The organism is Buttiauxella brennerae ATCC 51605 (assembly GCF_001654925.1).
In the GTDB taxonomy this organism is placed as follows: domain Bacteria; phylum Pseudomonadota; class Gammaproteobacteria; order Enterobacterales; family Enterobacteriaceae; genus Buttiauxella; species Buttiauxella brennerae.
Window position 1 is genome coordinate 203,386 of sequence record NZ_LXER01000040.1, and the last position, 24,562, is coordinate 227,947.

Annotated in this window: 28 protein-coding genes; 23 read left to right on the forward strand and 5 right to left on the reverse strand. The window is 49.5% G+C overall.

Annotated elements, in window-relative coordinates; translation table 11 throughout:
* The first annotated feature begins 23 nt into the window (after positions 1-23).
* The 3 genes from pmbA to M975_RS21380 all read left to right on the forward strand — a co-directional run bounded on the left by pmbA (position 24) and on the right by M975_RS21380 (position 2,503).
* Positions 24-1,376 carry a metalloprotease PmbA gene (pmbA, locus tag M975_RS21370; protein ID WP_064561871.1) on the forward strand — a complete coding sequence of 451 codons (1,353 nt, stop codon included), beginning with the start codon at positions 24-26 and terminating at the stop codon, positions 1,374-1,376.
* An 89-nt stretch (positions 1,377-1,465) separates the two neighbouring features.
* Positions 1,466-1,852: a cytochrome b562 gene (cybC, locus tag M975_RS21375; RefSeq protein ID WP_064561872.1), complete on the forward strand. Its 387-nt coding sequence runs from the start codon at positions 1,466-1,468 to the stop codon at positions 1,850-1,852.
* A gap of 66 nt (positions 1,853-1,918) precedes the next feature.
* Positions 1,919-2,503: a hypothetical protein gene (locus M975_RS21380; RefSeq protein WP_064561873.1), complete on the forward strand. Its 585-nt coding sequence runs from the start codon at positions 1,919-1,921 to the stop codon at positions 2,501-2,503.
* A 63-nt stretch (positions 2,504-2,566) separates the two neighbouring features.
* Here the strand turns inward: M975_RS21380 and M975_RS21385 are convergent, their stop codons facing one another.
* On the reverse strand, positions 2,567-2,872 hold the full coding sequence (locus M975_RS21385; RefSeq protein ID WP_064561874.1) for a type II toxin-antitoxin system RelE/ParE family toxin: 306 nt from the start codon (positions 2,870-2,872) through the stop codon (positions 2,567-2,569).
* The gene (locus M975_RS21390; protein WP_064561875.1) at positions 2,814-3,131 is read right to left on the reverse strand and encodes a type II toxin-antitoxin system RelB/DinJ family antitoxin; all 318 of its coding nucleotides are present in this window, start codon (positions 3,129-3,131) and stop codon (positions 2,814-2,816) included. The genes M975_RS21385 and M975_RS21390 overlap by 59 nt, the downstream gene beginning before the upstream one ends.
* A 358-nt stretch (positions 3,132-3,489) precedes the next feature.
* Between M975_RS21390 and mdcA the strand changes: the two genes are divergently transcribed.
* From mdcA to mdcH, 8 genes are all read left to right on the forward strand, one after another.
* On the forward strand, positions 3,490-5,145 hold the full coding sequence (gene mdcA, locus M975_RS21395; RefSeq protein ID WP_064561876.1) for a malonate decarboxylase subunit alpha: 1,656 nt from the start codon (positions 3,490-3,492) through the stop codon (positions 5,143-5,145).
* Positions 5,145-6,029 (forward strand): triphosphoribosyl-dephospho-CoA synthase, encoded by an 885-nt coding sequence (locus tag M975_RS21400; RefSeq protein WP_064561877.1) that lies wholly within the window; start codon positions 5,145-5,147, stop codon positions 6,027-6,029. Before mdcA ends, M975_RS21400 begins: the two co-directional genes overlap by 1 nt.
* A 9-nt stretch (positions 6,030-6,038) precedes the next feature.
* Positions 6,039-6,338 (forward strand): malonate decarboxylase acyl carrier protein, encoded by a 300-nt coding sequence (gene mdcC / locus M975_RS21405; protein WP_064561878.1) that lies wholly within the window; start codon positions 6,039-6,041, stop codon positions 6,336-6,338.
* Positions 6,331-7,164 carry a biotin-independent malonate decarboxylase subunit beta gene (locus M975_RS21410; RefSeq protein ID WP_064515827.1) on the forward strand — a complete coding sequence of 278 codons (834 nt, stop codon included), beginning with the start codon at positions 6,331-6,333 and terminating at the stop codon, positions 7,162-7,164. The genes mdcC and M975_RS21410 overlap by 8 nt, the downstream gene beginning before the upstream one ends.
* The gene (gene mdcE / locus M975_RS21415; RefSeq protein ID WP_064561879.1) at positions 7,161-7,961 is read left to right on the forward strand and encodes a biotin-independent malonate decarboxylase subunit gamma; all 801 of its coding nucleotides are present in this window, start codon (positions 7,161-7,163) and stop codon (positions 7,959-7,961) included. Before M975_RS21410 ends, mdcE begins: the two co-directional genes overlap by 4 nt.
* Positions 7,962-8,217: 256 nt before the next feature.
* Positions 8,218-9,177 (forward strand): AEC family transporter, encoded by a 960-nt coding sequence (locus tag M975_RS21420; RefSeq protein ID WP_064561880.1) that lies wholly within the window; start codon positions 8,218-8,220, stop codon positions 9,175-9,177.
* A 3-nt stretch (positions 9,178-9,180) separates the two neighbouring features.
* On the forward strand, positions 9,181-9,795 hold the full coding sequence (locus tag M975_RS21425) for a malonate decarboxylase holo-ACP synthase (protein ID WP_064561881.1): 615 nt from the start codon (positions 9,181-9,183) through the stop codon (positions 9,793-9,795).
* Between the two features lie 2 nt (positions 9,796-9,797).
* On the forward strand, positions 9,798-10,706 hold the full coding sequence (gene mdcH / locus M975_RS21430) for a malonate decarboxylase subunit epsilon (RefSeq protein ID WP_064561882.1): 909 nt from the start codon (positions 9,798-9,800) through the stop codon (positions 10,704-10,706).
* Here the strand turns inward: mdcH and M975_RS21435 are convergent.
* Entirely contained in the window at positions 10,690-11,628 is a 939-nt protein-coding gene (locus M975_RS21435) for a LysR family transcriptional regulator (protein ID WP_064561978.1), read from the reverse strand. The two genes, mdcH and M975_RS21435, sit on opposite strands and share 17 nt — an antisense overlap.
* A gap of 306 nt (positions 11,629-11,934) precedes the next feature.
* On the opposite strand from M975_RS21435, the gene M975_RS21440 reads away from it, so the two are divergent.
* From M975_RS21440 to M975_RS21450, 3 genes are read left to right on the forward strand one after another with little or no spacing between them, the layout of a single operon-like run.
* The gene (locus M975_RS21440) at positions 11,935-12,948 is read left to right on the forward strand and encodes a TRAP transporter substrate-binding protein (RefSeq protein WP_064561883.1); all 1,014 of its coding nucleotides are present in this window, start codon (positions 11,935-11,937) and stop codon (positions 12,946-12,948) included.
* 47 nt (positions 12,949-12,995) lie between these two features.
* Positions 12,996-13,538, forward strand: a complete 543-nt coding sequence (locus M975_RS21445; protein WP_064561884.1) for a TRAP transporter small permease — start codon at positions 12,996-12,998, stop codon at positions 13,536-13,538.
* A gap of 12 nt (positions 13,539-13,550) precedes the next feature.
* Entirely contained in the window at positions 13,551-14,858 is a 1,308-nt protein-coding gene (locus tag M975_RS21450) for a TRAP transporter large permease (protein ID WP_064561885.1), read from the forward strand.
* A 76-nt stretch (positions 14,859-14,934) separates the two neighbouring features.
* On the opposite strand, the gene M975_RS21455 is transcribed toward M975_RS21450, so the two are convergent.
* Positions 14,935-15,600 carry a helix-turn-helix transcriptional regulator gene (locus tag M975_RS21455; protein WP_064561886.1) on the reverse strand — a complete coding sequence of 222 codons (666 nt, stop codon included), beginning with the start codon at positions 15,598-15,600 and terminating at the stop codon, positions 14,935-14,937.
* Between the two features lie 361 nt (positions 15,601-15,961).
* Here M975_RS21455 and M975_RS21460 point away from each other — a divergent pair, with 361 nt between their 5' ends.
* From M975_RS21460 to M975_RS21485, 6 genes are all read left to right on the forward strand, one after another.
* Positions 15,962-16,612, forward strand: coding sequence for a helix-turn-helix domain-containing protein (locus M975_RS21460; RefSeq protein WP_083967925.1), 651 nt, complete (start codon positions 15,962-15,964; stop codon positions 16,610-16,612).
* Between the two features lie 350 nt (positions 16,613-16,962).
* The gene (locus tag M975_RS21465; protein ID WP_064561888.1) at positions 16,963-17,508 is read left to right on the forward strand and encodes a fimbrial protein; all 546 of its coding nucleotides are present in this window, start codon (positions 16,963-16,965) and stop codon (positions 17,506-17,508) included.
* Between the two features lie 39 nt (positions 17,509-17,547).
* Complete coding sequence (locus M975_RS21470; protein ID WP_064561889.1) at positions 17,548-18,114, forward strand: fimbrial protein; 567 nt, start codon at positions 17,548-17,550, stop codon at positions 18,112-18,114.
* Positions 18,115-18,176: 62 nt separating this feature from the next.
* Positions 18,177-18,896, forward strand: a complete 720-nt coding sequence (locus M975_RS21475; protein WP_083967926.1) for a fimbrial biogenesis chaperone — start codon at positions 18,177-18,179, stop codon at positions 18,894-18,896.
* 24 nt (positions 18,897-18,920) lie between these two features.
* Positions 18,921-21,431: a fimbria/pilus outer membrane usher protein gene (locus M975_RS21480; RefSeq protein WP_064561890.1), complete on the forward strand. Its 2,511-nt coding sequence runs from the start codon at positions 18,921-18,923 to the stop codon at positions 21,429-21,431.
* 1 nt (position 21,432) lies between these two features.
* Positions 21,433-22,413 (forward strand): fimbrial protein, encoded by a 981-nt coding sequence (locus tag M975_RS21485; protein ID WP_064561891.1) that lies wholly within the window; start codon positions 21,433-21,435, stop codon positions 22,411-22,413.
* A 46-nt stretch (positions 22,414-22,459) separates the two neighbouring features.
* On the opposite strand, the gene M975_RS21490 is transcribed toward M975_RS21485, so the two are convergent.
* On the reverse strand, positions 22,460-22,717 hold the full coding sequence (locus M975_RS21490; RefSeq protein WP_064561892.1) for a helix-turn-helix domain-containing protein: 258 nt from the start codon (positions 22,715-22,717) through the stop codon (positions 22,460-22,462).
* Between the two features lie 828 nt (positions 22,718-23,545).
* On the opposite strand from M975_RS21490, the gene M975_RS21495 reads away from it, so the two are divergent.
* Genes M975_RS21495 through M975_RS21505 form a run of 3 tightly spaced genes read left to right on the forward strand, consistent with a single transcriptional unit; the run spans position 23,546 to position 24,560 of the window.
* Positions 23,546-23,881, forward strand: a complete 336-nt coding sequence (locus M975_RS21495; protein ID WP_064561893.1) for a glycine dehydrogenase — start codon at positions 23,546-23,548, stop codon at positions 23,879-23,881.
* A gap of 17 nt (positions 23,882-23,898) precedes the next feature.
* Positions 23,899-24,261, forward strand: a complete 363-nt coding sequence (locus M975_RS21500) for an SFCGS family glycine-rich protein (protein ID WP_064515856.1) — start codon at positions 23,899-23,901, stop codon at positions 24,259-24,261.
* 2 nt (positions 24,262-24,263) lie between these two features.
* A complete protein-coding gene (locus M975_RS21505; protein ID WP_064561894.1) occupies positions 24,264-24,560 on the forward strand; it encodes a DUF4312 family protein in 297 nt (98 codons plus the stop codon).
* Positions 24,561-24,562 lie beyond the last annotated feature (2 nt).

Consider the following 24,562-nt stretch of genomic DNA (forward strand, 5'->3'; position numbering starts at 1 on the left):
ACTTAAATCACTCACCTTACATTATGGCAGTAGCGATGAAAGTAAACACGCAAGTAGCACAACAACGTCAGGTTCTGGAACAAGCGGTATCTCAGGCGCTGGAATTGGCTTCCGCTCAGTCAGACGGCGCAGAAGTTGCCGTCAGTAAAACCACTGGTATCGGCGTGACCACGCGATACGGTGAGGTGGAAAACGTCGAATTTAACAGCGATGGTGCGTTAGGCATCACCGTTTATCATCAAAACCGTAAAGGTAGCGCATCCACCACCGATCTGAGCCCGGACGCCGTTGCGCGCACCGTACAGGCGGCGCTGGATATCGCCCGTTACACATCACCAGACCCGTTTGCGGGTGTGGCGGATAAAGAGTTGCTGGCTTTTGAAGCGCCGGATTTGGACCTGTTCCACCCAACGGAAATGGACGCAGACCGCGCGATTGAACTGGCAGCACGCGCTGAAAATGCATCATTGAACGTCGATAAGCGCATCAACAATACCGAAGGCGGCAGCTTCAACAGCCACTACGGCATTAAAGTTTTCGGTAACAGCAACGGTATGCTGCAAAGCTACTGTTCAACGCGCCATTCGCTTTCCAGCTGCGTTATCGCCGAAGTTAACGGTGAAATGGAGCGTGATTACGCCTATACCATTGGCCGCGCGATGGAAGATCTCGACAGCCCTGAATCAGTGGGTATCGAATGTGCTCGCCGCACGCTTGCGCGCCTGTCGCCACGCAAACTGTCTACCATGAAAGCGCCGGTTATTTTTGCCGCTGAAGCGGCGACCGGTCTGTTCGGTCACCTGGTTGGCGCGATTGCGGGTGGTTCGGTTTACCGTAAATCCACGTTCCTGCTCGATTCTCTGGGAAAACAAATCCTGCCGGAATGGCTGACCATTGAAGAGCATCCGCACCTACTCAAAGGCCTGGCCTCTACCCCATTCGATAGCGAAGGGGTTCGCACAGAACGCCGTGACATTATCAAAGACGGTGTCCTGCAACAGTGGCTGCTGACTAACTATTCCGCGCGCAAACTGGGCCTCAAGAGCACCGGCCATGCGGGTGGTATCCACAACTGGCGTATTGAAGGGCGAGGCCTGGATTTCGCGGGTATGCTCAAAGAGATGGGTACCGGCCTGGTGGTGACCGAGCTGATGGGTCAGGGCGTAAGCGGCATCACTGGCGATTACTCTCGCGGCGCATCCGGCTTCTGGGTTGAGAACGGTGAAATTCAATATCCGGTGAGCGAAATTACTATCGCCGGAAACTTGAAAGATATGTGGCGTGAAATGGTCACAATTGGTAGTGATATTGAGAAGCGCAGTAATATTCAATGTGGTTCAGTGTTGCTGCCGGAGATGAAAATCGCCGGTCAGTAGAACTACCCGTCATACTTCAAGCTGCAGGTGCAGTCAACGCACCTGCAACTCGAATTATTTAGGGTAGAAAATAATAGAGAGGTTAATTCATGCGTAAGCAATTAATTGCAATGTTGGCAGTATCGTCCGTGTTATTTACTGGCGCTGTAATGGCGAAAGATGTTGGCGATGATATGGATACCATCGCTGAAAATTACAAAACCGTGTTGAAGACCGATAACGCGGCTGAGTTAAAAACCTCACTCAATAATATGCGTACCGCCGCGTTGGATGCGCAAAAGGGCACACCACCAAAGCTCGAGAATAAAGCGGCAGATAGCGCTGAGATGAAAGATTATCGCCACGGTTTGGATTTACTGGTTGGACAGATTGACGGTGCGCTAAAACTTGCTAATGAAGGCAAAGTGAAAGAAGCGCAGGCAGCTGCGGAAGATTTTAAAACCACTCGCAATGCCTACCATAAAAAATACCGCTAAGCTCATACTGGCCCCTAACCCCTAAGGGGCCGGAACATCTCTGTTTATCTTAAAAAGGACGTCCGTATGAAACCGATCCAAACGATTCTCAAAAGTGCTGCTACCGTTTCGCTGCTGGCATTGAGTGTTTTCTCTGCAAATGCTGCGATTGTACCGGTATCCGGTGACTTCCAGGCAGACCACTTCTCGGCAAAAGTTGTTTCCGTTGATCAAAAAAACCATGTCGTGGTGCTGGAAGGGGAAGCAGGGGATAAAGTCTCTCTGAACGTTCCGCAAGAAGCCGGTACGCTGGCAAATTTAAAAGCAGGCGATACGGTTGATACCACCGTGACGCGTTCCGTTGCCATTGCATTTGATACCAATATCGATAAATCCGCGCCGACGGCGTCAACGACTAAAGGTGTTGAGAAAGCCACTAAAGAAGATCCGGAACACGAAGCTTTCCGCCAGGTTAACGTTCAGCTGAAAATTAAACATATTGATCTGAAAAAGAATGAAATCACCTTCGTAGGGCCAAAAGGTCAGGAAAAAACGGTAACCGTTGAAGACCCTAAAGTTCAGGCGAAGTTGAAAGACTTGAAAGTAAACCAAAGCGTGCGTGTGACTTATACCGACTCAATTCAAATTACTGCCCGCCCAGCTAAATCATAATAGCTAACGCGTTAATCCCTCTTTCTGTGTTCGGGAAGAGGGATTCAGTCCTACAAAAATCATTCATTCGAATAACTCAGCATGTGTACCTAAATCTGAAAAGATAACGGTCCGGCTGGATTCGTCCACGTAATACACCAGCAAATAATCACCACCGATATGAAGTTCCCGATATCTGTCATATTCGCCACTCAAACAGTGGTCGAGGTAATAAGCCGGCAAAGGGTTACGGGAGGCAACCAACCACATTGCTGCAGAAACAGCGTTCATGTCATAGCGACCCGATTTGTTGTAACGCTCCCAGGCTTTGCTAAAGGATTTTGTGTGTTTTGTCTGATACGGTTGCTTCGCTCGTTTGTTGTTCACCATTATTCAGTGCATCCATTTGCTCATTTACATCTGAAAATCCATTTTCGCCATTATGAAGGATTTCTTGCGTTTCACGCATCGCCTGAAGCAAGCGAGGGCTGGGTTTGCGATTAATGTCGAATGGTAAGCCTTCGTTTATGACCACTTGTTCTACAAAGAGGCGTAAGGCTGTGCTCATTGTTAGCCCGCAGTGCCCAAGAATTTCAGTGGCCTTTTGTTTTGTCTGACTGTCGATGCGAGTACGAATGACTGAGTCCATTGTTTCCTCCTTTGTTTGCGTGGCTTCATTGTAGCTACAAGTCAGGCTTATTCAACCAAAACAAAGCAAGTGTTATCGACAACACATCTCGTGCCTCTCGCTTATTCTACGAGTTTCTGGCGACTGACAAAGTGGCAAAGTAGTGAATTGCGGCATGTCTCGTAATCATGAATTTTCCTTGTCCGCTAGCCAATAATCCCCATTAACGCCTTCCACCTTCGTCACAAAACCGAACATCCATTGTTACTCTAAGGCTAATGATTAGTCCCCGAGCTTAATTGATGGTCGGACCTGCTGGGCGCACAATTTGACCAAGCTAAAGCAAATCAAAATGATTGGCTGAATCAGGAGGTTAATTATGTTGTCTGGGCAAACCCCAGCACGTGCCTGGAACACACGCCGCACCGAGAAACAGCGTCGTATGGCTTCCACCAACGTGCAGGGCAAGGTGCTTCCAACCGAAGGCCTTGTCGATATGCTGGAAAAACTGATCGCTCCTGGCGATCGCGTGGTGCTTGAAGGCAATAACCAAAAACAGGCGGATTTCCTTTCCCGCATGTTGGCAGAAGTTAGCCCATCCAAAGTTCACGACCTGCATATGATTATGCCGAGCGTCGGGCGCAGCGAACACCTTGATATTTTTGAAAAAGGTATCGCCCGCAAGCTCGATTTCTCCTTCTCTGGCACCCAGAGCCTGCGTATTTCGCAGCTGCTCGAAGACGGTCAGTTAGAGATTGGCGCCATTCATACCTACATCGAACTCTATTCCCGTTTGTATGTGGATCTCGCGCCGAACGTGGCGTTGATTGCCGGTTTTAAAGCTGACCGCAAAGGTAACTTGTATACCGGCGCCAGCACTGAAGACACGCCAGCACTGGTTGAAGCGGCGGCATTCCACGACGGTATTGTTATCGCTCAGGTTAACGAACTGGTTGATGACGAATGTGATTTACCGCGTGTTGATATCCCAGGCTCGTGGATTGATTACGTGGTGGTGGCTGACAAGCCGTTCTTTATTGAACCGCTGTTTACCCGCGACCCGCGTCTTATCAAGCAAGAACACATCCTGATGGCGATGATGGCGATTAAAGGCATCTATGCTGAACACCAGGTGCAATCGCTCAACCACGGTATCGGCTTTAACACCGCCGCCATCGAACTGCTGCTGCCAACCTACGGCGAACAGCTCGGTCTGAAGGGCAAAATCTGTAAACACTGGACGCTGAACCCGCACCCAACGCTTATCCCTGCTATTGAAAGCGGCTGGGTTGAAACCGTGCACTGCTTCGGTGGCGAGCTGGGTATGGAAGAGTACGTGCGTGCTCGTCCGGATGTGTTCTTTACCGGTGCTGATGGCTCGATGCGCTCCAACCGTGCGTTCTGCCAGTTAGCAGGCCAGTACGCAGTGGACATGTTCATCGGCTCCACATTGCAGGTTGATGGCTATGCCAACTCCTCAACCGTGACGCGCGGTCGTCTGTCCGGTTTCGGTGGTGCGCCAAACATGGGCCATGATCCACACGGTCGTCGCCATGCAACGGCTGCCTGGCTTGCAATGCAGGCACAACCAGATCTGATGCAGCGTGGCCGTAAGCTCGTCGTGCAGATGGTCGAAACCTTCCAGGCCGGTGTTAAGCCGACGTTTGTGGAAAAACTCGATGCGGTTGAAGTGGCTAAATCCTCCGGTATGCCTTTGGCTCCGGTGATGATTTACGGCGACGACGTGACCCACGTGCTGACCGAAGAAGGCATCGCGTATCTGTATCGTGCTGAAAGCCTGGAAGAGCGCCGCGCGATGGTTGCCTCCGTTGCGGGTATCACCGATATCGGCCTGGGTGTGGATGCGAAACGCGTCGCCGCCTTACGCCAGAGCGGCAAAGTGGTGTTCCCGGAAGATATGGGCATTCGTCGCACTGACGCAACTCGTTCCCTGCTGGCAGCCAGCAGCGTTGCGGATTTAGTCGAGTGGTCTGGCGGTCTTTATAACCCACCTGCGAAATTCCGGAGCTGGTAATGAAACTACAGCCACAAATCGGGGCAGAAGGCAGCGCGCAATGGCTTGCACGGGTTGCCACCCAAAGCCTGATTGAAGAAGCACGTTTAAGCCCGAAACCCGGTCTTGTGGACAGCCGGGGAAACGGCGCGCATCACGACTTAACGCTAAGCCTGATGGAGTGCTCTGCACACAGCCTTTCCCCGACGTTTCATGCTCTGGCATTGCAAAGCTGGCAGCGCCCGGCAGACATCGCGTTACGCCAACTCATCGGCCGCTTAGGCCGTGAAGGCGAAGCGCAAATGATGGTGGCTACAGGCGGAGTGAATACTCACCGGGGCGCTATCTGGGCACTCGGTTTGTTGGTCAGTGCTGCTGCGATGCACGGTCTTGAAGGCCGCAGTGAAGAGATTGCGGCAACTGCCGCAAAACTCGCCAGTCTGCCAGACAGTTCAGCACCAAAAGTTTTCAGTAAGGGGTTGCTCGCGACACGGCGTTATAGCGTTCCCGGTGCTCGCGAAGAAGCGCAGCTTGGCTTCCCGCACATCATGCAACTGGCGTTGCCGCAACTGCGCCGCAGCCGTTTGCAGGGGGCCACGGAACAGCAGGCTCGCCTTGATGCGCTGATGGCCATCATGACGACCCTTAGCGATACCTGCGTGCTTTCACGTGCCGGGCTTGAAGGGCTGGAAACCATGCAAAGCGGTGCGCGTAGCGTGCTGGTAGCAGGTGGCACAGCTCAGGTTGAAGGCCGTGCAGCACTTGCCTGGCTTGATGAGCAGATGCTGGCACTCAATGCCTCACCAGGTGGAGCCGCAGATTTGCTGGCCGCCACGCTGCTGATTGACCGTATCGCCTGCGACGACGCGACGCTTACCCCATTACCGCAACATTCACACTTTTAAGAGGGTGTTATGGAACACATTACATTGTCATTTCCGGCAACTCGTACCGTTAGCGGCAAAGCGCTGGCGGGTGTAGTTGGCTCCGGTGATATGGAAGTCCTGTTTACTGCGGCTCAAAGCGAGACGCTGACTATCGACATCACTACGTCTGTTGATAATAGCGAGCAACGCTGGCAGGCGCTGTTCGAACGCCTTGGCGCATTGTCCAGCCTGCCTGCCGGTCAGATGCAGATCCACGACTTTGGCGCGACGCCAGGTGTGGCTCGTATCCGCATCGAACAAGTTTTTGAAGAGGTGACTCATGCGTAACGACAGCAGCTTTATCGAACTCAAAGCGCGTGAACGTGCTCGCCTGTTGCTTGATGACGGCAGCTTCCGCGAATTGCTCGATCCGTTCGAAGGCATTGTGTCCCCGTGGTTAGAAGCTCAGGGCATCGTTGTGCAGTCAGACGACGGCATGGTTGTTGCCAAAGGCACTATCAATGGCGGCCCGGCAGTGGTGATCGCGATTGAAGGCGCTTTCCAGGGCGGCAGCATGGGCGAAGTGTCCGGCGCGAAAATGGCCGCCGCCCTTGAACTGGCAGCGGAAGATAACCGTAACGGCATTCCGACTCAGGCCGTTTTGTGCCTCGAAACCGGCGGTGTGCGCTTACAGGAAGCAAACTTAGGCCTCGCCGCGATTGCCGATATTCACGCAGCCATTGTTGACCTGCGCCGTTATACGCCGGTCATCGGCGTGGTGGCTGGCACCGTGGGTTGTTTCGGCGGGATGTCTATCGCTGCCGCACTTTGCAGCTACCTGATTGTGACGCGTGAAGCGCGCCTTGGCCTGAACGGCCCACAGGTTATCGAACAAGAAGCGGGTATCGACGAATACGATTCACGTAACCGTCCGTTTATCTGGAGCATGACCGGTGGTGAAGTTCGCTTTGAGAGCGGTCTGGTGGAAGCGCTGGTAGGTGATGGCGTTAACGCGGTTAAACAAGCGGTGAACGAAGCTCTCGCCAAAGGTGTTCCAGCTAAGCATCGTACCGATAACTATGACTGGTATCTCGATCGCCTGAACAATTTCGACACCACTAAACAGGCTGATTCCGAACAGATTAAGCAGCTTTTTGGGGAGAAACGCGCATGAGCCAGAAACTGAATCGCGCCGCCATTTGGTTGGACAAACTGACGGCAAACGCACCGCGTATGGCTGGCCTTTGCCCGTCTGTGCAAGTGGCTGATGGCGCTGTTGATGGCCAGGCTGCACGTTTTATCGCCGTCGTGCCAGATGAAAACAACCACTACCCGCGCGCGAAAGGCGGTGAAGTCGGTCTGCTCGAAGGCTGGACGCTGGCGAAAGTCGTAAGCGAAACCATCGCTGAAGATGCTGAAAAGTCAGAGAAACGCGCCATTGTGGCGGTTATCGACGTACCGAGCCAGGCTTATGGCCGTCGCGAAGAAGCGTTTGGTATCCACCAGGCATTAGCGGGTGCCGCAGCGGCCTACGCCAATGCACGTCTGGCGGGTCACCCGGTTGTTGGCCTGATTGTTGGCAAAGCAATGTCCGGTGCGTTCCTGGCACACGGCTACCAGGCTAACCGCCTGATTGCGTTCAACGATTCCGGCGTGATGATCCACGCAATGGGTAAAGAGTCTGCGGCACGCATCACCCTGCGTACCGTTGAAGCGCTGGAAAAACTGGCGGCGACCATCCCTCCGATGGCGTACGACATCAGCAACTACGAAACCCTCGGGTTGTTATCTGCGCTATTAGATATTGCGAGTCCAGAAGCGCCAGAAAGTGCCGATATGGACAAAGTGAACGCTGCGCTGGTCACGGCTGTCCGTGAAGCTCGCACCGACAACACCCTGAAAAACCGACTGAACGCGAAAAATCGCCACAGTTCGGCACTGGTTCGCGAGCGTATGCGCGCGGCCTGGTAACGATGGTTTAAAAAGACAGACCTGCCAGACGGTTTTACTCGTCATAATTCACGTTGCAGATGCGTTGGCTGCCTCGCTCACCCCCGTCACTTACTCCAGTAAGCTCCGGGGGATTCGCTGCGTTGCCGCCTTCCTGCACCGTGAATTATTTAGAGTAAACAAAAAGCATATTTATGTGCCAAATATAAAATAACCGTCTGAAAAATAATAACTATCGCGAACGTGCTTGAATTCTTTTTTAACTACAGGTGAAGTTATGACTTACGTGATCGTTCATGCTCTTGCTCCTATTTTTGTCATCATGCTGCTCGGCTTTTTCGCCGGCAAAGCGAAGATGGTCGATAACAAAAATGTTTCCCTGCTCAATATCTTTGTAATGGATTTCGCCCTGCCTGCTGCGCTGTTTAGCGCAACGGTTCAGACCCCTTGGGAAGGTATCGTTAAACAGTCACCAATGAGTGTGGTGCTGGTTCTGGCGATGTGGATCACCTACGCTGCGATTTATTTCCTGGCGACCAAAGTCTTTAAAAAATCGCCACAAGATGCGGCGGTACTGACGTTGACCGTAGCCCTGCCAAACTATGCGGCACTTGGCCTGCCAATTCTGGGTAGCGTGCTGGGTGAAGGCCCATCAACGTCGCTGTCTGTTGCGGTGTCTATCGCCTGCGGCTCCGTACTGATGACGCCGTTCTGCCTGATGATTCTGGAGCGTGAAAAAGCGCGTGCTGCTGGCGAAGCTGCCGGTTCAACACTGGCGATGCTGCCTGTTCTGATGTGGCGTTCGCTGAAAAAACCAATCGTCTGGGGCCCGTTGTTGGGTGTGATTCTGTCAGCAATCGGCATTCGTATGCCTGACTTGCTGCTGTCGTCTATCAAACCATTAGGCATGTCAGCAACGGCTGCGGCACTGTTCCTGACCGGTGTGATCCTTTCTGCCCGTAAGCTGAAAATCAACACCGTGGTTTGCACCGCGACTATCACCAAACTGCTGATTCAGCCATTCATCGCCTGGGGTATCGTGATGGCTCTGGGTCTAAGCGGCCCGATTGCTATCACCGCGATCCTGATGATTGCGCTGTCTGCGGGTTTCTTCGGCGTGGTGTTCGGCAACCGTTTCGGTGTGCAGTCCCCGGATGCAGAGGCAGTATTGCTGCTTAGCTCCGTGCTCTCTATCCTGTCGTTACCGCTGTTTATCTCTCTGACTTCAGGAATGTAAAACATGAACACACCACGCCCACACGACTTACTCTGGCTTAGCGAAAGCAACGCGCTTGAAGGTATAAGTGAAGAGTGGGTAGCAAGCCAATGGCGGCCAGCTCTACCAGTGGTGGTGCGGCGTGATGTGGAACATGAAGGGCGCATTCCGGTAGGTGTTCGTGGAATGCGCCGCGACCAGCGTGCAGCCGGTTGGGTAAATGCCGCAAAGATTAAACGCGTCGTTTCCCCTGAATCACTGGCTGCACGCGAACTCTTAGTCAAATCCCCGTTTGTTTCAATGCCGCCTGTTCAGGGCGCAATCCAGCTTGCGTTACGTGAATGGCCCTGGGTCTGGGGCATTACCGGAAGCGTGGGTTACGCGCTGGCGACGGAAGTCCCGGTCATGCACGCAGAAAGCGACCTTGATTTGCTGATTCGTTGCCCGGAACGCGTTGAACGCGAGGCGCTGCTCGAATGGCAGCAGGTTATCAGCCAGTTGTTGTGCCGTGCCGATACGCAAATCGAAACGCCGCAGGGTGCGTTTGCGCTGGCAGAATGGCTGCGTGATGGGCGCGTGTTGTTGAAAACAGGCAACGGGCCGCAGTTAGTCAGCGACCCGTGGATGCAAAAGGGATAAGCATGAAAATTCTCTTCACCTTTCCCGGGCAGGGAACGCAACGTGCTGGCATGTTGCAGGCGTTACCGCAAGATGGCGATATTTTAGCGCGAGTTCGCACGGTTTTAGGTGATGAAACCGACTCGCTTGATACCCCTGAATCTCTGAAGCATACCCGTGCAGTCCAACTCTGCTTGCTGATTGCAGGCGTTGCGTGGGCACAAGAACTTGAGAATAACGGCGTGCCACCAGATATGGTTTGCGGGCTATCCATTGGTGCTTTTCCTGCGGCGGTTGTCGCAGGGGCGTTAGGCTTTGAAGATGCGCTGCGTTTAGTGGCATTGCGTGGTGATTTAATGGAGCAGGCATACCCGCAAGGCTATGGCCTGACAGCAATCACCGGCCTGCAATTGAGCCAGGTCGAGCGGCTGGTGGAAGGTAGCGGAACGTTTATCGCTAATATTAACGCCGAGCAGCAAATCGTAATTGCCGGGCGCGATGACGAAATGGCTGCCGTGGCGCACAAAGCGCTGGCATCTGGCGCGCAAAAAGCGAAACAGCTGGCGGTTAGCGTGCCGTCGCACTGCGAATTACTGCGTGAGCCGGCACTCAAACTGCAACAGGCATTTGCTGATGTGACACTTTCGCGCCCGCGTTGTACTTACCTGAGCGGCAGCACCGCGCGCGTGCTATGGCAACCGGAACAGATCGCCGATGATCTGGCGCTAAATATGTCGCGCACCGTGCGCTGGCGCGATGCGATGATTGCCGCTAACGAACGTGATGTGCGTCTGGCAATCGAAATGCCGCCGGGAAGTGTGCTGACAGGTTTGACCCGCCAGGCATTCCGCGAAGGGGATATGTTGTGCCGTGAGCAAAGCAATGTAGCCTTGATTCAACGTCTTGCCGAGCGCGTTAAAGCGGCGCGTTAGGCGTATCTATAAACGAACGGGCGTACATGCGCCCTTCGGCGGCGAGCGCCAGCAAGTTTGGATCAAGTTCGCGGTTTCGGGCAAAGACAATCGCGATGGACTGCTGCATTTGATACGGCTCGGCAAGTTTGAGCAACTGCACCGAATTTTCATACACTTTCTTCATACGTCCCGGCATTAACGCCAGCCCCACACCCGCCTGCACCAGGCTTATCATCGAGAAAATATCGTTCACTCGCGTAACAATTTCTGGCTCAAAACCGGCAATGTGAAACGCTTCCTGGAAACCGTTGTAGGTGGCAAAACCTTCCGCGAGCGAAACAAACTTCTCATCACGATAATCACGTAAATCTGCCAGCTTGCTGGTATCGAGCGGGAAAGAAGAGGTCGCCGCGAGGAAAATATCGTCATGAAAAAGCGGGAGTACTTCAAGGCGGTTACGGTCGATTTCGCTTTCCGAAATTGAAATCAGAATCGCGTCGAGTACGCCGTCTTCGAGCATGTTGAGTAGCAATTGGTTGGAGCCCATGGTGAGGTCCATTTCCAGCTCAGGGCGACGCAGTTTCATCCCCATAATCAGGCGCGGAACGGTTTCGAGCGTCAACGAATAGAGCGTGCCGATGCGCAATCGTCCTTGCCCAACCCCCGCTGCCTGGCGCGTTTCTGCAATACCCCGCGCCATCAATGCCACCGCTTCCTGGCTGTGTTCCAGTAGAGTGTAAGCCGACGGCAGTGGCACAAGGTTGCGGCCTTTATGGATAAACAGCGGGCAGCGCACGCCTTCTTCAAGCGTATGCAACGCGCGATGGACGCTTACACCGCTAATACCGAGCGTTTCAGCGGTACGGGCGATATTCCCCTTTTCCATAAACGCCATAAAAATCTCAAGTTTACGGAAGGTGATTTCTGCGTCTATTTTCATTAATTTTCCGAATGTTTCACCCAGTAAGATTGCCATAAAGTACCCTAAAACCGCTGCTGCTTCACTGACTCAGATCTTGTCTGTGCACGCCTTATTTCTGACAGTCGCCATTTATCCTTCCGAAAATAGTTCATTAATCGTACGGTTTTTGAGCGTAAAATTCTGCAATTTTGAGACCTCATCAGCAAAACGAATCAAAATTTCTTTTTAAATAAAATAACGTTTCATTTTGTGTGGGTTTGGTGTGTAAATGATTACGAAACGGAATAGTACCGAACTGAAATCATGGATAAGGGAGTCTGAAGGATGCAGCATTTCAAACATGTTTTGCCAAAAATTTCGCTGGTTGCTACCGCTGTTGCGGCGACAATTTTACTGATCGGATGTGGAGATGACGCAGCGCCAACAGGCCCTGTAGTCCTGAAAACAGCGTTTAACCAGTCTGAAAACAATCCACAATACAAAGCGTTAGTCTCTTTCAGTGATAAACTGGAAGCGGCGACTAATGGCCGCTACAAACTTGAAATTCACCCTAACGAACTGTTAGGTGACCAGCGTGCTTCACTGGAACTGGTTCAGTCTGGCGCGATTCAGATGGCGGTCGTCGCCAACCCGCTGGTGGAAAACTTCAATAAAAACTTCTCTGTTCTGGCCATGCCGTATGTTTACGACAACCCGGATCACCAGCGCAAAGTGTTTACCTCTGGCGTGCTCGATAACTTGTTTGCTTCCACCAAAGGCACCGGTTTTGAAGTGATCACCGCGTACACAGCAGGCGCACGCAGCGTTTACACCAAAGGTGCCGCTGTCACCAGCCCGGCCGATATGCAAGGCAAAAAGATCCGCGTGATGCAATCAGACACGATGATCAAAATGCTGAGTTGCATGGGTGGAACCGGCGTGCCAATGGGCCAGGGCGAAGTTTATTCAGCGATTCAGCAGGGCGTGCTGGATGGTGCTGAAAACAACGAGATCACCTATTCCGACCTGAAGCAGTACGAAGTGGCTCCGTACTTCTCTGCAACGCGTCACGTTATGGTGGCTGACCTGTTAGTCGCCAATGAAAACTTCATCGCCAAGATGGATGAAAGCGACCGCGAGCTGTTCCGCAAACTGGCTAAAGAGAGTACCCAGACTCAGTTCGAGCTGTGGGACAAAGCCCTTGATGGCGCACGCCAAACCGCGAAAGACAACGGCGCAGTCTTTACCGAAGTGGACATCAAACCATTCCAGGAACGTTGCAAACCGCTGCAAGCAGCCATGTTGACCACCCCGGAACAAAAAGCGCTGTACGAAAAAATTCGTGAGATGGCCGAGTAATAAGGTTTGAAGTTTGGGGGATCTTCGGGTCCCCCGTGGAGATAAAAATGAAAGTTTCCCAGTCCGCCCCCTCTACCGCTGTATCCAAATCTGATTTTTATTCGCTTGTCACACGAGTAAAACAGGCCGTGGATAAAGCTGCGTCTTATCTGTGTATTCTGATTGTTGGTTTAATGACGTTGCTGGTGACCTGGCAGGTGGCGTCGCGCTATCTGTTTAATAGCCCGAGCGCGGTCAGTGAAGTGCTGGCGCGTTATTTGTTTATCTGGCTGGTGCTGATCGGTGGGGCATATGTTTTTGGTCTGCGCGAGCACATGGCTATTACGTTTATGCGCGATAAAATGCCGCGTAAATTGCGTCTTTCTCTGGAAATCGTTGGCGAGTTAGCCACTTCAGTCTTTGCATTACTGGTGCTGACTATCGGTGGTTATATCGGTATGAGCCGCCAGATGGCACAGCTCGACTCCGCATTACAAATCCCTATCGGCATTATCTACATTGCGATTCCGCTGAGCGGAGCAATGACGCTGTTCTATTGCCTGTATAACCAATATGGGCTGTTCAGAAAGTTCTCCTCGAAACAAGATTAATCAGGTGTTGATATGGATATTGCGATTGTTGTTGCCCTTGTAATGTTTAGCGGTGTGTTTATTTTACTGCTGGCGGGAACGCCAATTAGTATCAGCATCGGGATTTCATCTTTTGCCGCGATGTTACTTATATTGCCTTTCGATGGTGCGATATTAACCTCTGCACAGCGTGTGTTTGTCGGCCTCGACTCCTTTGCCTTATTAGCCATTCCTTTCTTTATATTGGCGGGGAATTTAATGAACAATGGCGGGATAGCCATTCGTTTAATTAATTGTGCAAAATTGATCAGTAACTTCCTGCCGGGGCCTCTGGCGCAAACCAACGTCGTCGCCAACATGCTGTTTGGCTCCATCAGTGGTTCAGGCGTGGCATCTGCGGCAGCGGTCGGTGGCATCATGTCGCCAATTCAGAAAAAAGAGCAGTATGACCCGGCGTTTAGTGCCGCGGTGAATATCGCTTCTGCACCAACGGGTATGCTGATCCCGCCGAGTAACTCTTTGATTGTTTACGCAACGGTTGCAGGCAGCGTGTCTATTTCTGCTCTGTTTATGGCGGGTTATGTGCCTGGCATTCTGTGGGGTTTAGGTGTGATGCTGGTAGCGGGTTTTATTGCCAAACGCCGGGGTTATGTCGCCGACCGTTCTGCGGATAAAGGAAAAACGTTACGCATTCTGTTTGATGCAATTCCAAGCCTGATGATGATTGTTGTAGTTATCGGCGGCATTCTGGGTGGCGTGTTTACCGCAACAGAAGCCTCGGCAATTGCGGTGGTTTATTCACTGGTGCTCGGCGTTATTTACCGCAATATCAAAATGGATGATTTGCCGAAGATATTTCTCGCGACCGCGAAAATGACGGCGATTGTTATTTTCATGCTGGCGGCATCGTCGATTATGTCGTGGGTCATGGCGTTTACCAAAATCCCTGCGCTGATTGCATCCGGTTTACTTTCTGCGACAGATAGCTTCATCGTTATTCTGCTGATTATGAACCTGGTATTGCTGCTGGTGGGCACCTTTATGGACCCAACGCCTGCGGTATTAATTTTCACCCCAATCTTCCTGCCAATCTGCATGCAGTTTGGCATGGACCCGGTGCATTTCGGTATCATGATGGTGTTCAACTTGTCGCTTGGCACGATAACGCCACCAGTCGGGCCAATCTTATTTACTGGCTGTAAAGTCGGGGATATTAAGATTGAGCGCGTGATTAAACCACTGCTACCATTCTTTGCTGTGATTGCGATTGTACTGATGATGGTGACCTATTTACCGGCCATCACCATGGCACTGCCACAGAGCATGGGTCTGGTGAAGTAAAAGATGGGCGTTTGAATCAAATACCTTTCATATTCTGGCGGGGTTTGCCCCGCCAGTTCGCTTTTGCTGCTTTACCTCACAATCCGCTACTGCTGAATGCTTTTCTTTTTGTACACCCAGGAAATAGACCTGCTACATTCTCAGGTAAATCAACCTTCGCCAGAAAACTTATCAGTTCATAATCTGAAATAAGATTGAATTTTTTCATTACCATATATTTATGTGACAAGACCGTTTTGCGATTGAGATTTAACTCAACGGCTATTTCCTGTATGGACTTGCCATTGAAATAGCGTCCGGCTACGTTGATCTGTTGAGGGGATAATGTGCGGTAGCGGCAGTTCTGGCAATTGTTTAGTCCAGCATCAAATGAATTATTGTTGCGTATTTCCCACTGTAGCAAAACGGTTTTTTTTATCTCGCTAAGATTTTCTGTGCGATTGATATACACCATTTTTTTTGTGCAATGTGGTAGGCGATTAGAGATGTTGTGGTTTTCTCTATCGTACAATCCTATTACCAGACTGTTTTTTTTTCGCTTTTTTAATAACGGATGGCAGATGTACCTTTCGCCAGCCTCAAGGGAGATGACAATGATATCTGCATCTTGAATTGTTTGATCGTTTAAACAATCAAAGTACCTGCTACTTATCTTAAATTGTTCCATAAGTATATGACTGAGGAACAGTTTTAATCCGTGGTTATATAACTTGTATTCACCATCAATAATGATGTTAATCATTTTTCCGCCAAAGAGAACCGTCGCGCTATTTTATAAAAGCTCAGGTGGGTTGCTGTTATTTAATGCTTGCAGATATTCAGGCGAAGTTGAATGTAATTACAATAATAGCAATCAAAATGCCAGATGGCACAAATATGAATAAACCGAGAAATCTCTGTATCAACGAGGTTGATTATGTTTGCGGGTAATATTTAATTCAATGATTTTTCGGTCCAAATTAGGACTCATTTCCGCTCGCGAGATTTTACATATTCTAGTGAATGTATCATATAATTAGCATGCTAAGGATGGTTTTTCTCAGCATGGACTAGTAAAAACCTTAATATTCATTGTGTTAAAACTATAAGCTTCAAATATCGCTATGAAAAAAAGAATTGATCCTGATTCTCTTCCCAAGAGAGCTCTGTCTAAATACACCGGAATGCTGGTAGAGAAACTGAGCCCTTATGTCGACTACAAACTCTATCCTACCGGCAGGCGTTTAGCGTTTGAGAAAGATAGTGTTCCTAAGTGTTACCTTATTAGAAGCGGGGCCGTCACTCTCCATCAGCAACCTGGTGACACTTTAATTGGTATGTTTGAAGCGCCTTCTATCAGAGGGGGAGTACAGCCCCAGGCCAATATTTTCTGTGCTAGCCTGGCACTCAGAGTCTCTATCCCTTCTGAAATAGCCGTACTGGACCACTGCCAGTTGCTGGAACTCATTGGCCAGCACGGGCTTTGGGAAATCTTCGCCATGCATCTGCAGGCTGTAACTAATGCCCTCTTTACACACACCTTGCAGTTATCACCATCCAGCTCGTTTGAGATAGTTCGCAACCAATTAATAGAGCTAATGAATGAGCCTAAGCTTTTGCGTGAAAGTTTACCTGCGGAAAAATATATACGTAGCAAAACTGGAATATCACGTAGCGGTACTATGCGCATTCTCTCTGAAATGAAAGCGGGTGGTTCTATCAAAATGGAGAATGGAATGCTTAAATCGATTGATAAAGTTTATGATATTAAATGAAATTGTACTTTAGCAAGGCTACTGACTTTTTTCATTGTCGGCATCCTTTCCTCTACCCCCGTTGATTTGATTTTTTATTAAGAGGCCAGCGAAATATAGCTCAAACAGTGCGTTAGTTTCGCCAGTCCAACCCTGGACCATTTCGCAAGTGAAAATTATTAACTTGCGTTGTAAAGTGCTCACGCAATACAACCTGACTAAAGAAATTAGTAATATTGCGGTTCATTTACAACACTCAGCCATATAAGTTTTTCTTTCGTAGTTAACTAAATGGAATGATAAATCTCAAACTCTATTAGCATGATGCTGATAAGGTTTGATATTTATTTTATATAAAAAAGGGACACAAAATGAATAATACATTTTTCAAAAAAGTGACGCTTGCATCTTTAGTTGCAGCAAGCGCTCTTGTTGGTTCTATGGCAAATGCTTCAGCAGAAGAAAACTCAAGTATCAAGGCTCTGCAAGTTTCAGGTTCTATTAGCGCTCCAGCTTGTGTAGTAGAAATGCCTTCTAACTCAGTAGATCTGGGTTCTCCTCTGATGGCTGACCTGAAAACTTCAGATCAAGCACCAGCACAGCTTTATACCCGTACTCTGCGCATTAACATCAATGAGTGTGAAACCATTAATGCAGAAATCTCTGTTATTGGTACCGCAGACTCCACAGACAGCACAATTCTGACCAATGGCGCGACAACAAATGCAGCGGCTAATGTTGGTATTGCTATGTGGAACCACGCTGACGGTGTCCAGTACAAGCTCGGCAGTGAACCAATTAAAGCAACTGCTCCAGTAAATAACCTGGATTTCGCATTAGTAAAATCTAGCGCAACTAGCACAGTGACTGCGGGCGACGTGTCTACAACCGCTCAAGTTAAAGTCACTTTCCTCTAATAGTTATTTGCTGATCAGTTTAAAAATAAGGGATTTATTATGAACAAAAAGATTTTAGCTCTTTCTTTGGCTATGGCATTTTCTGGCCTTGTGGGTATTAGCCATGCAGCACAAGAAGCAAGCGTTACTGACATTACCCTGACCGGCCAGGTTACTGATTACATTGCTTGTGAAGTGGATGCACCAGCTTCCGTGCAGTTTGATAACATCAGCATTTACGATATTGGTACTGTGGCATCAAAGAAACCTTATAAAAATAACGCTGGTGCTGTTTATGACATCATCTTGAGCAAATGTCCTGCTGGGCAGACTGTTTCTGTCACCATCATGGGTACCGCAGATGCTGAAAACAGCGATCTGATCGCACTGGATGCAGCACCTGGTAGCGCAAAACATGTAGCAATTAGCTTCTGGGACCAAAATCTACTTACCAGTGAGCATTTATTAATTGCAGCTAACACTGGCAGCTCACTGGTTCATAGCACAGAGAGCCAAGGGGGAGTTCGCATTCCTCTGTACGTTGCTCCAGCTCAAACTATTGATTCTGAAAAAGTTGTTTCTGGCACCATCAGCGCTACGACTAACGTTAAAGTTAACTTCCTTTAATTAGAAATTAGTCATCTGATGGCTGGCATTTTTGCCAGCCATTTTTATCTGTGGAATACATTATGAAATTACATTCTTTCGTCACGGCAGCTATTTTTGCACTGACCAGCCTGAGTTTTTCTTCCTATGCTACGGTTCAGCTTTCAGCAAACCGTGTTTATTATCATGCCAAAGATCCGGATATTAATCTTACGGTTAAAAATGCAGAAGACCGCGAGTACTTAGTTCAATCATGGGTTGATGCCAAAGGTAATCCACAACTTGAACAAAATGCAAAACTGCCTTTTATTGTTTCACCTCCTCTTTTCCATATGGCAAATAAAAGTGAAGCGATTGTTCAGGTGATGTATGCCGGTGACGGTTTGCCAACCGATCGTGAAAGCCTTTTGTGGTTAGATGTCAAAGCTATTCCAGCAATGACAGATGGCGAAAAGATCGTTAAAACCAAAGTCATGGTTGCGGTACTGACTCGTATTAAAGTCTTCTATCGTCCTGAGAACCTTCCAGGTAACCCGGAAGATGCTATCACCAATCTTTCCTGGAAGAGGTTGAGTAACGACACGGTAACAGTGACCAATAATTCTCCTTACTACGTTGTTATGAATAAAGTCTTAATTAATAACGAAGCGTTAAAAATATCTATTGAGGATAACAACACCGTAGTCGCCCCCCATGGCGAACAGACCTACAAAGTGAAATCTGCACCTGCTGGCGCGAAAGTTGTCTGGACCGCTATGAACGAATTTTCTGTTACTTCGCCTGAGAAAACAGCGACGCTCTAACCGTAGGTAAAACTGAAGCTTGCCATGTCGCTTATAATTGCTCGTGCCCTTATGAAACCTGCCTTAATTCGCAGTTCGTTATTTTTATCTATTTTAGCGTCAATATCTGCGGCTCAAGGGCAGGCTTATTTTGACCCAGGAATGATGCAGTCTTTGGGGGGAGCACCTGCCATTACCGATCTCAAAGCTGTATTGGCAAACCAGGTTAAAGAAGGCACTTATCGCGTTTATATTGAGGTGAATGGCAAAAAATTCGCGACGGAAGATATTCAATTCTCATTGCAAAAAGATGCGCTGGTCCCCTGTATTCCCGTTGAGATATACGCAAAAATCGGCGTTGATTCGTCTTCACATGATGTGAATATCAACCTGGACAAAGAAGAGCGTAGTTGTGTTTTACTGAGCGAAGCGGTGCCGGTTGCCACATCTTCGTTTGATTACCTGACTAAAAAATTATCGCTCTCTTTTCCGCAAACCACGCTGCGTACCTTGCTTAAAGATGAGATCCCCCCGGAGCTTTGGGATAACGGTATTGCCGCCTTGCTCATTGGTTATCAGGCGTCTGGTTCGCAAACCATCGAAAACAAACAGGATAGCTCTGCAGGTGGTGAAAATTTTGTGAATTTCAAAAATGGGCTGAATCTTGGTGCATGGCGTTTGCGCAATTTATCGACCCTCTCGCAAAGCAGTAGCTCCGGTACAGAAGTGGCAAGCCTCAGCACCTATGTTGAGCGTGCAATTCCTTCGTTAAAAAGTGAACTGGTGATGGGTGATGCCTACACCACTGGCGATCTGTTCGACAGCATTCGCATTAAAGGTGCGCAGCTGACTTCTGAAACCGAAATGATCCCAGACAGCATTAATGGTTTTTCGCCGGTGATCCGTGGCGTTGCGAATAGCAATGCAAAAGTCATTGTCCGGCAAAACAATAATATTATTTATCAAACCAATGTCGCCGCCGGCCCATTTGCTATTACGGATATGGCTCCCGTTTCATCTGGCGGATTATTAGATATCACCATTCAAGAAGCTGACGGCAGCGAAAAGCATTTTAGCCAGTCATTTTCTTCGATGTCTATTTTGCAGCGCCAGGGCTCATTAAAATATGGGCTTTCTGCCGGGAAATATTCTGAGGCAAAAATAAAGTCTGAGGAGCCTGATGTAGTCCAGGCAACAGCGGCTTATGGTTTACCCCATGGCGTGACTTTGCTCAGTGGCATACAAAATAGTAACGATTACCGAAGTTACGACCTCGGTGTGGGGCTGGATTTAGGTTTTCTCGGCGCACTCTCCGTTGATGTTGCAAAAGAAAACTCCACGCTTGTCTCGAGCCAGGAAAACCGCAGCGGGACTGCGACGCACCTTGCTTATGCTAACCATATGGATATTACCCGCAGCGATATCAACTTTAGCTACACCCAATATAGCGAAAGTTATGTTTCATTTGCTGATAACTACGGTACGGCAGATGAAAGCAAGGCACCCGAAAAACAGTTCACGTTGACGCTTAACCAGGCGCTGACTGACACCCAAACTCTGTTTATCTCTATGAACCAAACGGATTATAGAGACAGTGCAAGCTCAAAAATGTACCAGCTTGGATTTAGTACCCCGATCGGGTTATTAAATACTTCAATTACCCTGGGCCTGAACCAGGAATTTGATGAAGCAGGGAACGTCACGAATGACAAACAGATAATGGTGAACATCTCACTGCCGTTATCCATATTCAACAAAGAGGCAAAAAATTCCGCTTCATTAATGATGACTAATGACACCAAAGGGAATAGCAACCAGACATTGGGCTTAAATGGCAATATTATGGATTCCGATGTGTTCACCTATAACACGCAGTTGGGTTACAACATCAGGAAGGGCGAAGACGATGGCAGAAGTGCCAGTATTAATACCGACTATAAAGGGAGCTACGGTGAGCTTCAGGCGGGTTATAACCAGGATGAAAACCAGAAACAGTTTACTTACTCGCTTTCCGGGCAACTTATTGTGCATCGCCATGGCGCAACGATTGGCCAGTATTCGGACGGCGCGTTAGCGCTGGTAAGCGCACCTGGAGCTAAACATGTTGGGGTAAAAAATAACCTTGGTGTTTATACCGACTGGCGCGGCTATACCATCGTGCCTGAATTGTCTGCATACGATAATAATACGATTCAAATAGATGCTGACAGCGTGGGTGCCAACGTTTCATTTGAGAATATTTCAACCAACGTTATTCCCACTAAAGATGCCATCGTCCTTGCTAATTTCCCGGCGAACATTGGCCGTAAAGTCCTCTTTACTGTGACCAATGGCGGAAAAGAAATTCCCTTTGGCGCACAGGCAAGCCTCAACGACAGCGACAGAATGTTTTTCGTGGGTGAGGGTGGGCAACTGTTTATTACCGGTGCACCGGAAGAAGGTGACCTTAGTATTAGTACAGACGATAACCAGTCTTGCAAAGCGCATTACAAATTGCCGGTTGCGAGCGGGAAATTACCGATAACGATGATGAAACTAATCTGTGGGAATAGTTAAGATGCGTAGAACCTTAATAATCTTACTGCTGTCGGGGTTGGGCGTATTATTCCCCGCGCTCGCTTCAGCCTGCAATGTGCAAAGCCAATCGCGGCTTTCTATCGTGCTCAACGGATCGCTGCAAAAAGATCCTCTGCAGGCCAATGTGGGCGACACGCTGTATATGAAACGCGCCACGCTTTCCAGCCTTGCTCACCAACGCCTGGATATTAGCTGCGCCCCTTCGCAGCCGCAGGAACAGTTATCCATCAACGGTATTATGAACGGCAGCATGACGGGCGATAACGTTTACCCGACGTCGGTCGCCGGAATTGGTATTCGCCTTTCTTTATTGATTCGCCAGAAAGGAAATCACACCTCGCTGAACGCGCTGCCGGTTAACGAGCAGTTTGCGCTGGATGATAAAAGCGATTTAACCAGCGACGATGTGTTTATTAAAACCGAACTGGTCAAGACCGGCTCGATTGCGTCTTTAGGGCACATCAGCTACCAAAGTCCTTCTATATTGACGCTGACGCGATCCGCACTGCAGCAGTCTGTCAGCGTGGATTATACATTTAGCGCCACCCCTCCGGCGGGTTATTGCCGCTTCTCAGCGGCGAATGCCGCATTCAGCCTCATCCCTGTTGATGTTGCGACACTGAAAGCGCAGAAGACTGGAGAATCCACTCCGCTTGACGTTACTTATATTTGCACCGGTTCCCCGGAACACATCGAAATGACGTTTTTTGGCGTGGCAGAGGATTCTGGAAGGGGGATTTTGAAAAACACGCTGACTGCGGGTAACGCGACGGGTGTGGGTGTGCAGATCCTCTATCGCAATTTGCCTTTGGTTTTTGGCTCACCCGTGTCGCTCGACGATTTGCCGCTGGTAAATAACCAGAGTTCGATACCGCTGGCGGCGCGTTATATCGTGACTTCGCCTGAATTGAAGGCCGGGAAAGTCGACACCATTGCGACCATCAAACTTAACTTCTTGTAGACGAAAACGGTTGGGGAAACCCCAACCATTCTGGCAACCGCAGGGTTTAACGCGTTCTGTTTCTCATCGGCCGGGCAAGTTGTGCGCCTTCGCTATTAAAATAGCGGCTCGGCCAGATTTGCGCGGGCGGCAGGCCGATGGCATGCGCGATAAGCAGTTCGCCCTTGGCCCATGGGCGAGAGAGCGCATTCGCAAGAGTTGAAGATGCGAGGTTCGCTTCACGCGAAAGTGCAGCCAGCGAAGTGCCTTTCTTATGCAGCGCGGCAATAATATCGGCTTTGTGCCAGTCGGAATGTGTTGTCATTTTTTGCCTCCGCATACAGTTAATGTGCGGGAAGCCGTGAGGAAGGGCAGGAAGGTCGGGGTGTGTGAAGTTCTTTTCATTGTGCTTTTCCGTTGGTAGTTTTTAAAAGCTACCACTTAGAGCCGCAATTCTCTTTTGGTGGTAGCCCAGACAGGGATTGCAGTACCGGTACCAACGACCCGGCCTGACCGAAGTCAGCCCTGCCTGAGCCACCATTGAACGTCTAAATCTGAGAGTCTGATTTTTGACGGATGTAGCGAGGCACAACAAAGAAGAGATTAGTGCTCGTCCTTGATGTCGTTGATACTCCGGGCTGCAATTCCCGACTGCGGATGTGCCGCAGTGCACGCATAATACCGCAACGCTTAACCCACTGTCACTGATGGGTTTATGGGATTGCGAGGCTTCTTCCGGATTTGTATGAAACTCTGAAAAAATTTATAAATTCATTAACAAATCCAGAGGTTAAAGAGTAATTCGTGGGTGTTTGACTCCGCATTGCTTACGCCATCAAACCGATTTGCGCAGAGCTTCGCAGGAAGTTTTCTTTACTGGAAAATCCACCCATAACTCTTTCCAATATTTCCCCATAAACTATCCCCACATCACAATTTCGCTCAAAAACTATCACTGTCGCCAATAGATTTACCCTCGTTAATCCGTGAACCTAATCACATAAAACCAGCGAAATATCACGAACTAGCCCTTTTTTGTGGCGCATATCACTATTGAGGTTGGGATTTCCACTTCAAAGTGGAAAACAACGCGCTACAAACCTTTAACCCCCACCGATACCTTAGAGCCATATCAGTAAACGAGGTATGCAGTGTGAATAACGGAGCGGTAAAGGTTAATGACGCCGGAAGTACCGACGCCACACAACTTACGGAGCAAGTGTTGGCGTTTATCAGGACGCTGCTGGAAGGCCGGAACATCACGCCAAACGCAGTTCAGGAACAGATGCTGACATCCCACGTTCGCGCCATGGCGCACCGGTCACTGACCGGCGAACCGTTGCCAGAAGTTGAAGAAAGCCTGTTCGAGGAAATTTCTGCTGACTCTCTGGAAATGGCAAAAGCAGTCGTGGAACAGTTTGGCAATCTGCCGGTTGAAGAGGCGTGGTTGCTGTCAGTGCATTTCGAAGTCGCGAAAGACAATCTTTGAATAATCAGGAGATTCAAATGGAACAAATTACCGTAGTGATCGGCGACCGCCTGGGTAAAGGCCAGAAAGTGGCAGCAGGGATTGAGAAAGCAGGCGGCCGTGCCGTGGTTATTCCTGGTGTTGCCGCTGATATGAAACTTGGCGACGTGATGAAAGCTGAGAACGCCACATTCGGCATCTCTTTCTGTGGCAGCGGCGGCGCAGGTGCCATCACCGCGCAAACCAAACATGGCTACAAAGCCAAATACGGCATGCGTTCAGTTGAAGAGGGCGTGACTGCCATCAACGAAGGCAACAACGTGCTGGGCTTCGGCTTTATGGATAAAGAAGAACTGGGCGAGCGCTTAGTTCTGGCCTGGGCTAAGAAGTACGGTAACTAAGTATGAAAGAACACTTCTCCGAAACGGTGAGAGTGAAAGGTCGTGGCGACACGAAAGCCAAGGCCTTTGCTGATGCCCTGAATCATGTTCAGGGCTCGGTTATGAAGTCATCTCCCCACATTTTACTGCGTATTGAGCCACAGGATGTGCAGGTTGTTCAGGCGCGAGTACAGGTCAAGAAAGAGGCCTTTTTGTTCTTCTTTCTGAAACGTGAAAAACAGATGTTCAGCGTGGAGTTGGATGTTTCAGTCAACGTGACGGCGATTAATCTCGATAAAGTTGAATTCTCCACAACCTAAAA

Bases quoted from the DNA above. Each gene is read 5' to 3' on its own strand.
- M975_RS21490 (WP_064561892.1), bottom strand. From the start codon at position 22,717: ATGACAACACATTCCGACTGGCACAAAGCCGATATTATTGCCGCGCTG.
- M975_RS21400 (WP_064561877.1), top strand. From the start codon at position 5,145: ATGAAACTACAGCCACAAATCGGGGCAGAAGGCAGCGCGCAATGGCTT.
- M975_RS21500 (WP_064515856.1), top strand. From the start codon at position 23,899: ATGGAACAAATTACCGTAGTGATCGGCGACCGCCTGGGTAAAGGCCAG.
- M975_RS21410 (WP_064515827.1), top strand. From the start codon at position 6,331: ATGCGTAACGACAGCAGCTTTATCGAACTCAAAGCGCGTGAACGTGCT.
- pmbA (WP_064561871.1), top strand. From the start codon at position 24: ATGGCAGTAGCGATGAAAGTAAACACGCAAGTAGCACAACAACGTCAG.
- mdcA (WP_064561876.1), top strand. From the start codon at position 3,490: ATGTTGTCTGGGCAAACCCCAGCACGTGCCTGGAACACACGCCGCACC.
- M975_RS21435 (WP_064561978.1), bottom strand. From the start codon at position 11,628: ATGAAAATAGACGCAGAAATCACCTTCCGTAAACTTGAGATTTTTATG.
- M975_RS21385 (WP_064561874.1), bottom strand. From the start codon at position 2,872: ATGGTGAACAACAAACGAGCGAAGCAACCGTATCAGACAAAACACACA.
- M975_RS21470 (WP_064561889.1), top strand. From the start codon at position 17,548: ATGAACAAAAAGATTTTAGCTCTTTCTTTGGCTATGGCATTTTCTGGC.
- M975_RS21460 (WP_083967925.1), top strand. From the start codon at position 15,962: ATGAAAAAAAGAATTGATCCTGATTCTCTTCCCAAGAGAGCTCTGTCT.
- M975_RS21455 (WP_064561886.1), bottom strand. From the start codon at position 15,600: ATGATTAACATCATTATTGATGGTGAATACAAGTTATATAACCACGGA.
- M975_RS21480 (WP_064561890.1), top strand. From the start codon at position 18,921: ATGTCGCTTATAATTGCTCGTGCCCTTATGAAACCTGCCTTAATTCGC.
- M975_RS21390 (WP_064561875.1), bottom strand. From the start codon at position 3,131: ATGGACTCAGTCATTCGTACTCGCATCGACAGTCAGACAAAACAAAAG.
- M975_RS21450 (WP_064561885.1), top strand. From the start codon at position 13,551: ATGGATATTGCGATTGTTGTTGCCCTTGTAATGTTTAGCGGTGTGTTT.
- M975_RS21475 (WP_083967926.1), top strand. From the start codon at position 18,177: ATGAAATTACATTCTTTCGTCACGGCAGCTATTTTTGCACTGACCAGC.
- M975_RS21505 (WP_064561894.1), top strand. From the start codon at position 24,264: ATGAAAGAACACTTCTCCGAAACGGTGAGAGTGAAAGGTCGTGGCGAC.
- M975_RS21420 (WP_064561880.1), top strand. From the start codon at position 8,218: ATGACTTACGTGATCGTTCATGCTCTTGCTCCTATTTTTGTCATCATG.
- M975_RS21380 (WP_064561873.1), top strand. From the start codon at position 1,919: ATGAAACCGATCCAAACGATTCTCAAAAGTGCTGCTACCGTTTCGCTG.
- mdcH (WP_064561882.1), top strand. From the start codon at position 9,798: ATGAAAATTCTCTTCACCTTTCCCGGGCAGGGAACGCAACGTGCTGGC.
- M975_RS21445 (WP_064561884.1), top strand. From the start codon at position 12,996: ATGAAAGTTTCCCAGTCCGCCCCCTCTACCGCTGTATCCAAATCTGAT.
- cybC (WP_064561872.1), top strand. From the start codon at position 1,466: ATGCGTAAGCAATTAATTGCAATGTTGGCAGTATCGTCCGTGTTATTT.
- M975_RS21440 (WP_064561883.1), top strand. From the start codon at position 11,935: ATGCAGCATTTCAAACATGTTTTGCCAAAAATTTCGCTGGTTGCTACC.
- mdcC (WP_064561878.1), top strand. From the start codon at position 6,039: ATGGAACACATTACATTGTCATTTCCGGCAACTCGTACCGTTAGCGGC.
- M975_RS21425 (WP_064561881.1), top strand. From the start codon at position 9,181: ATGAACACACCACGCCCACACGACTTACTCTGGCTTAGCGAAAGCAAC.
- M975_RS21485 (WP_064561891.1), top strand. From the start codon at position 21,433: ATGCGTAGAACCTTAATAATCTTACTGCTGTCGGGGTTGGGCGTATTA.
- mdcE (WP_064561879.1), top strand. From the start codon at position 7,161: ATGAGCCAGAAACTGAATCGCGCCGCCATTTGGTTGGACAAACTGACG.
- M975_RS21465 (WP_064561888.1), top strand. From the start codon at position 16,963: ATGAATAATACATTTTTCAAAAAAGTGACGCTTGCATCTTTAGTTGCA.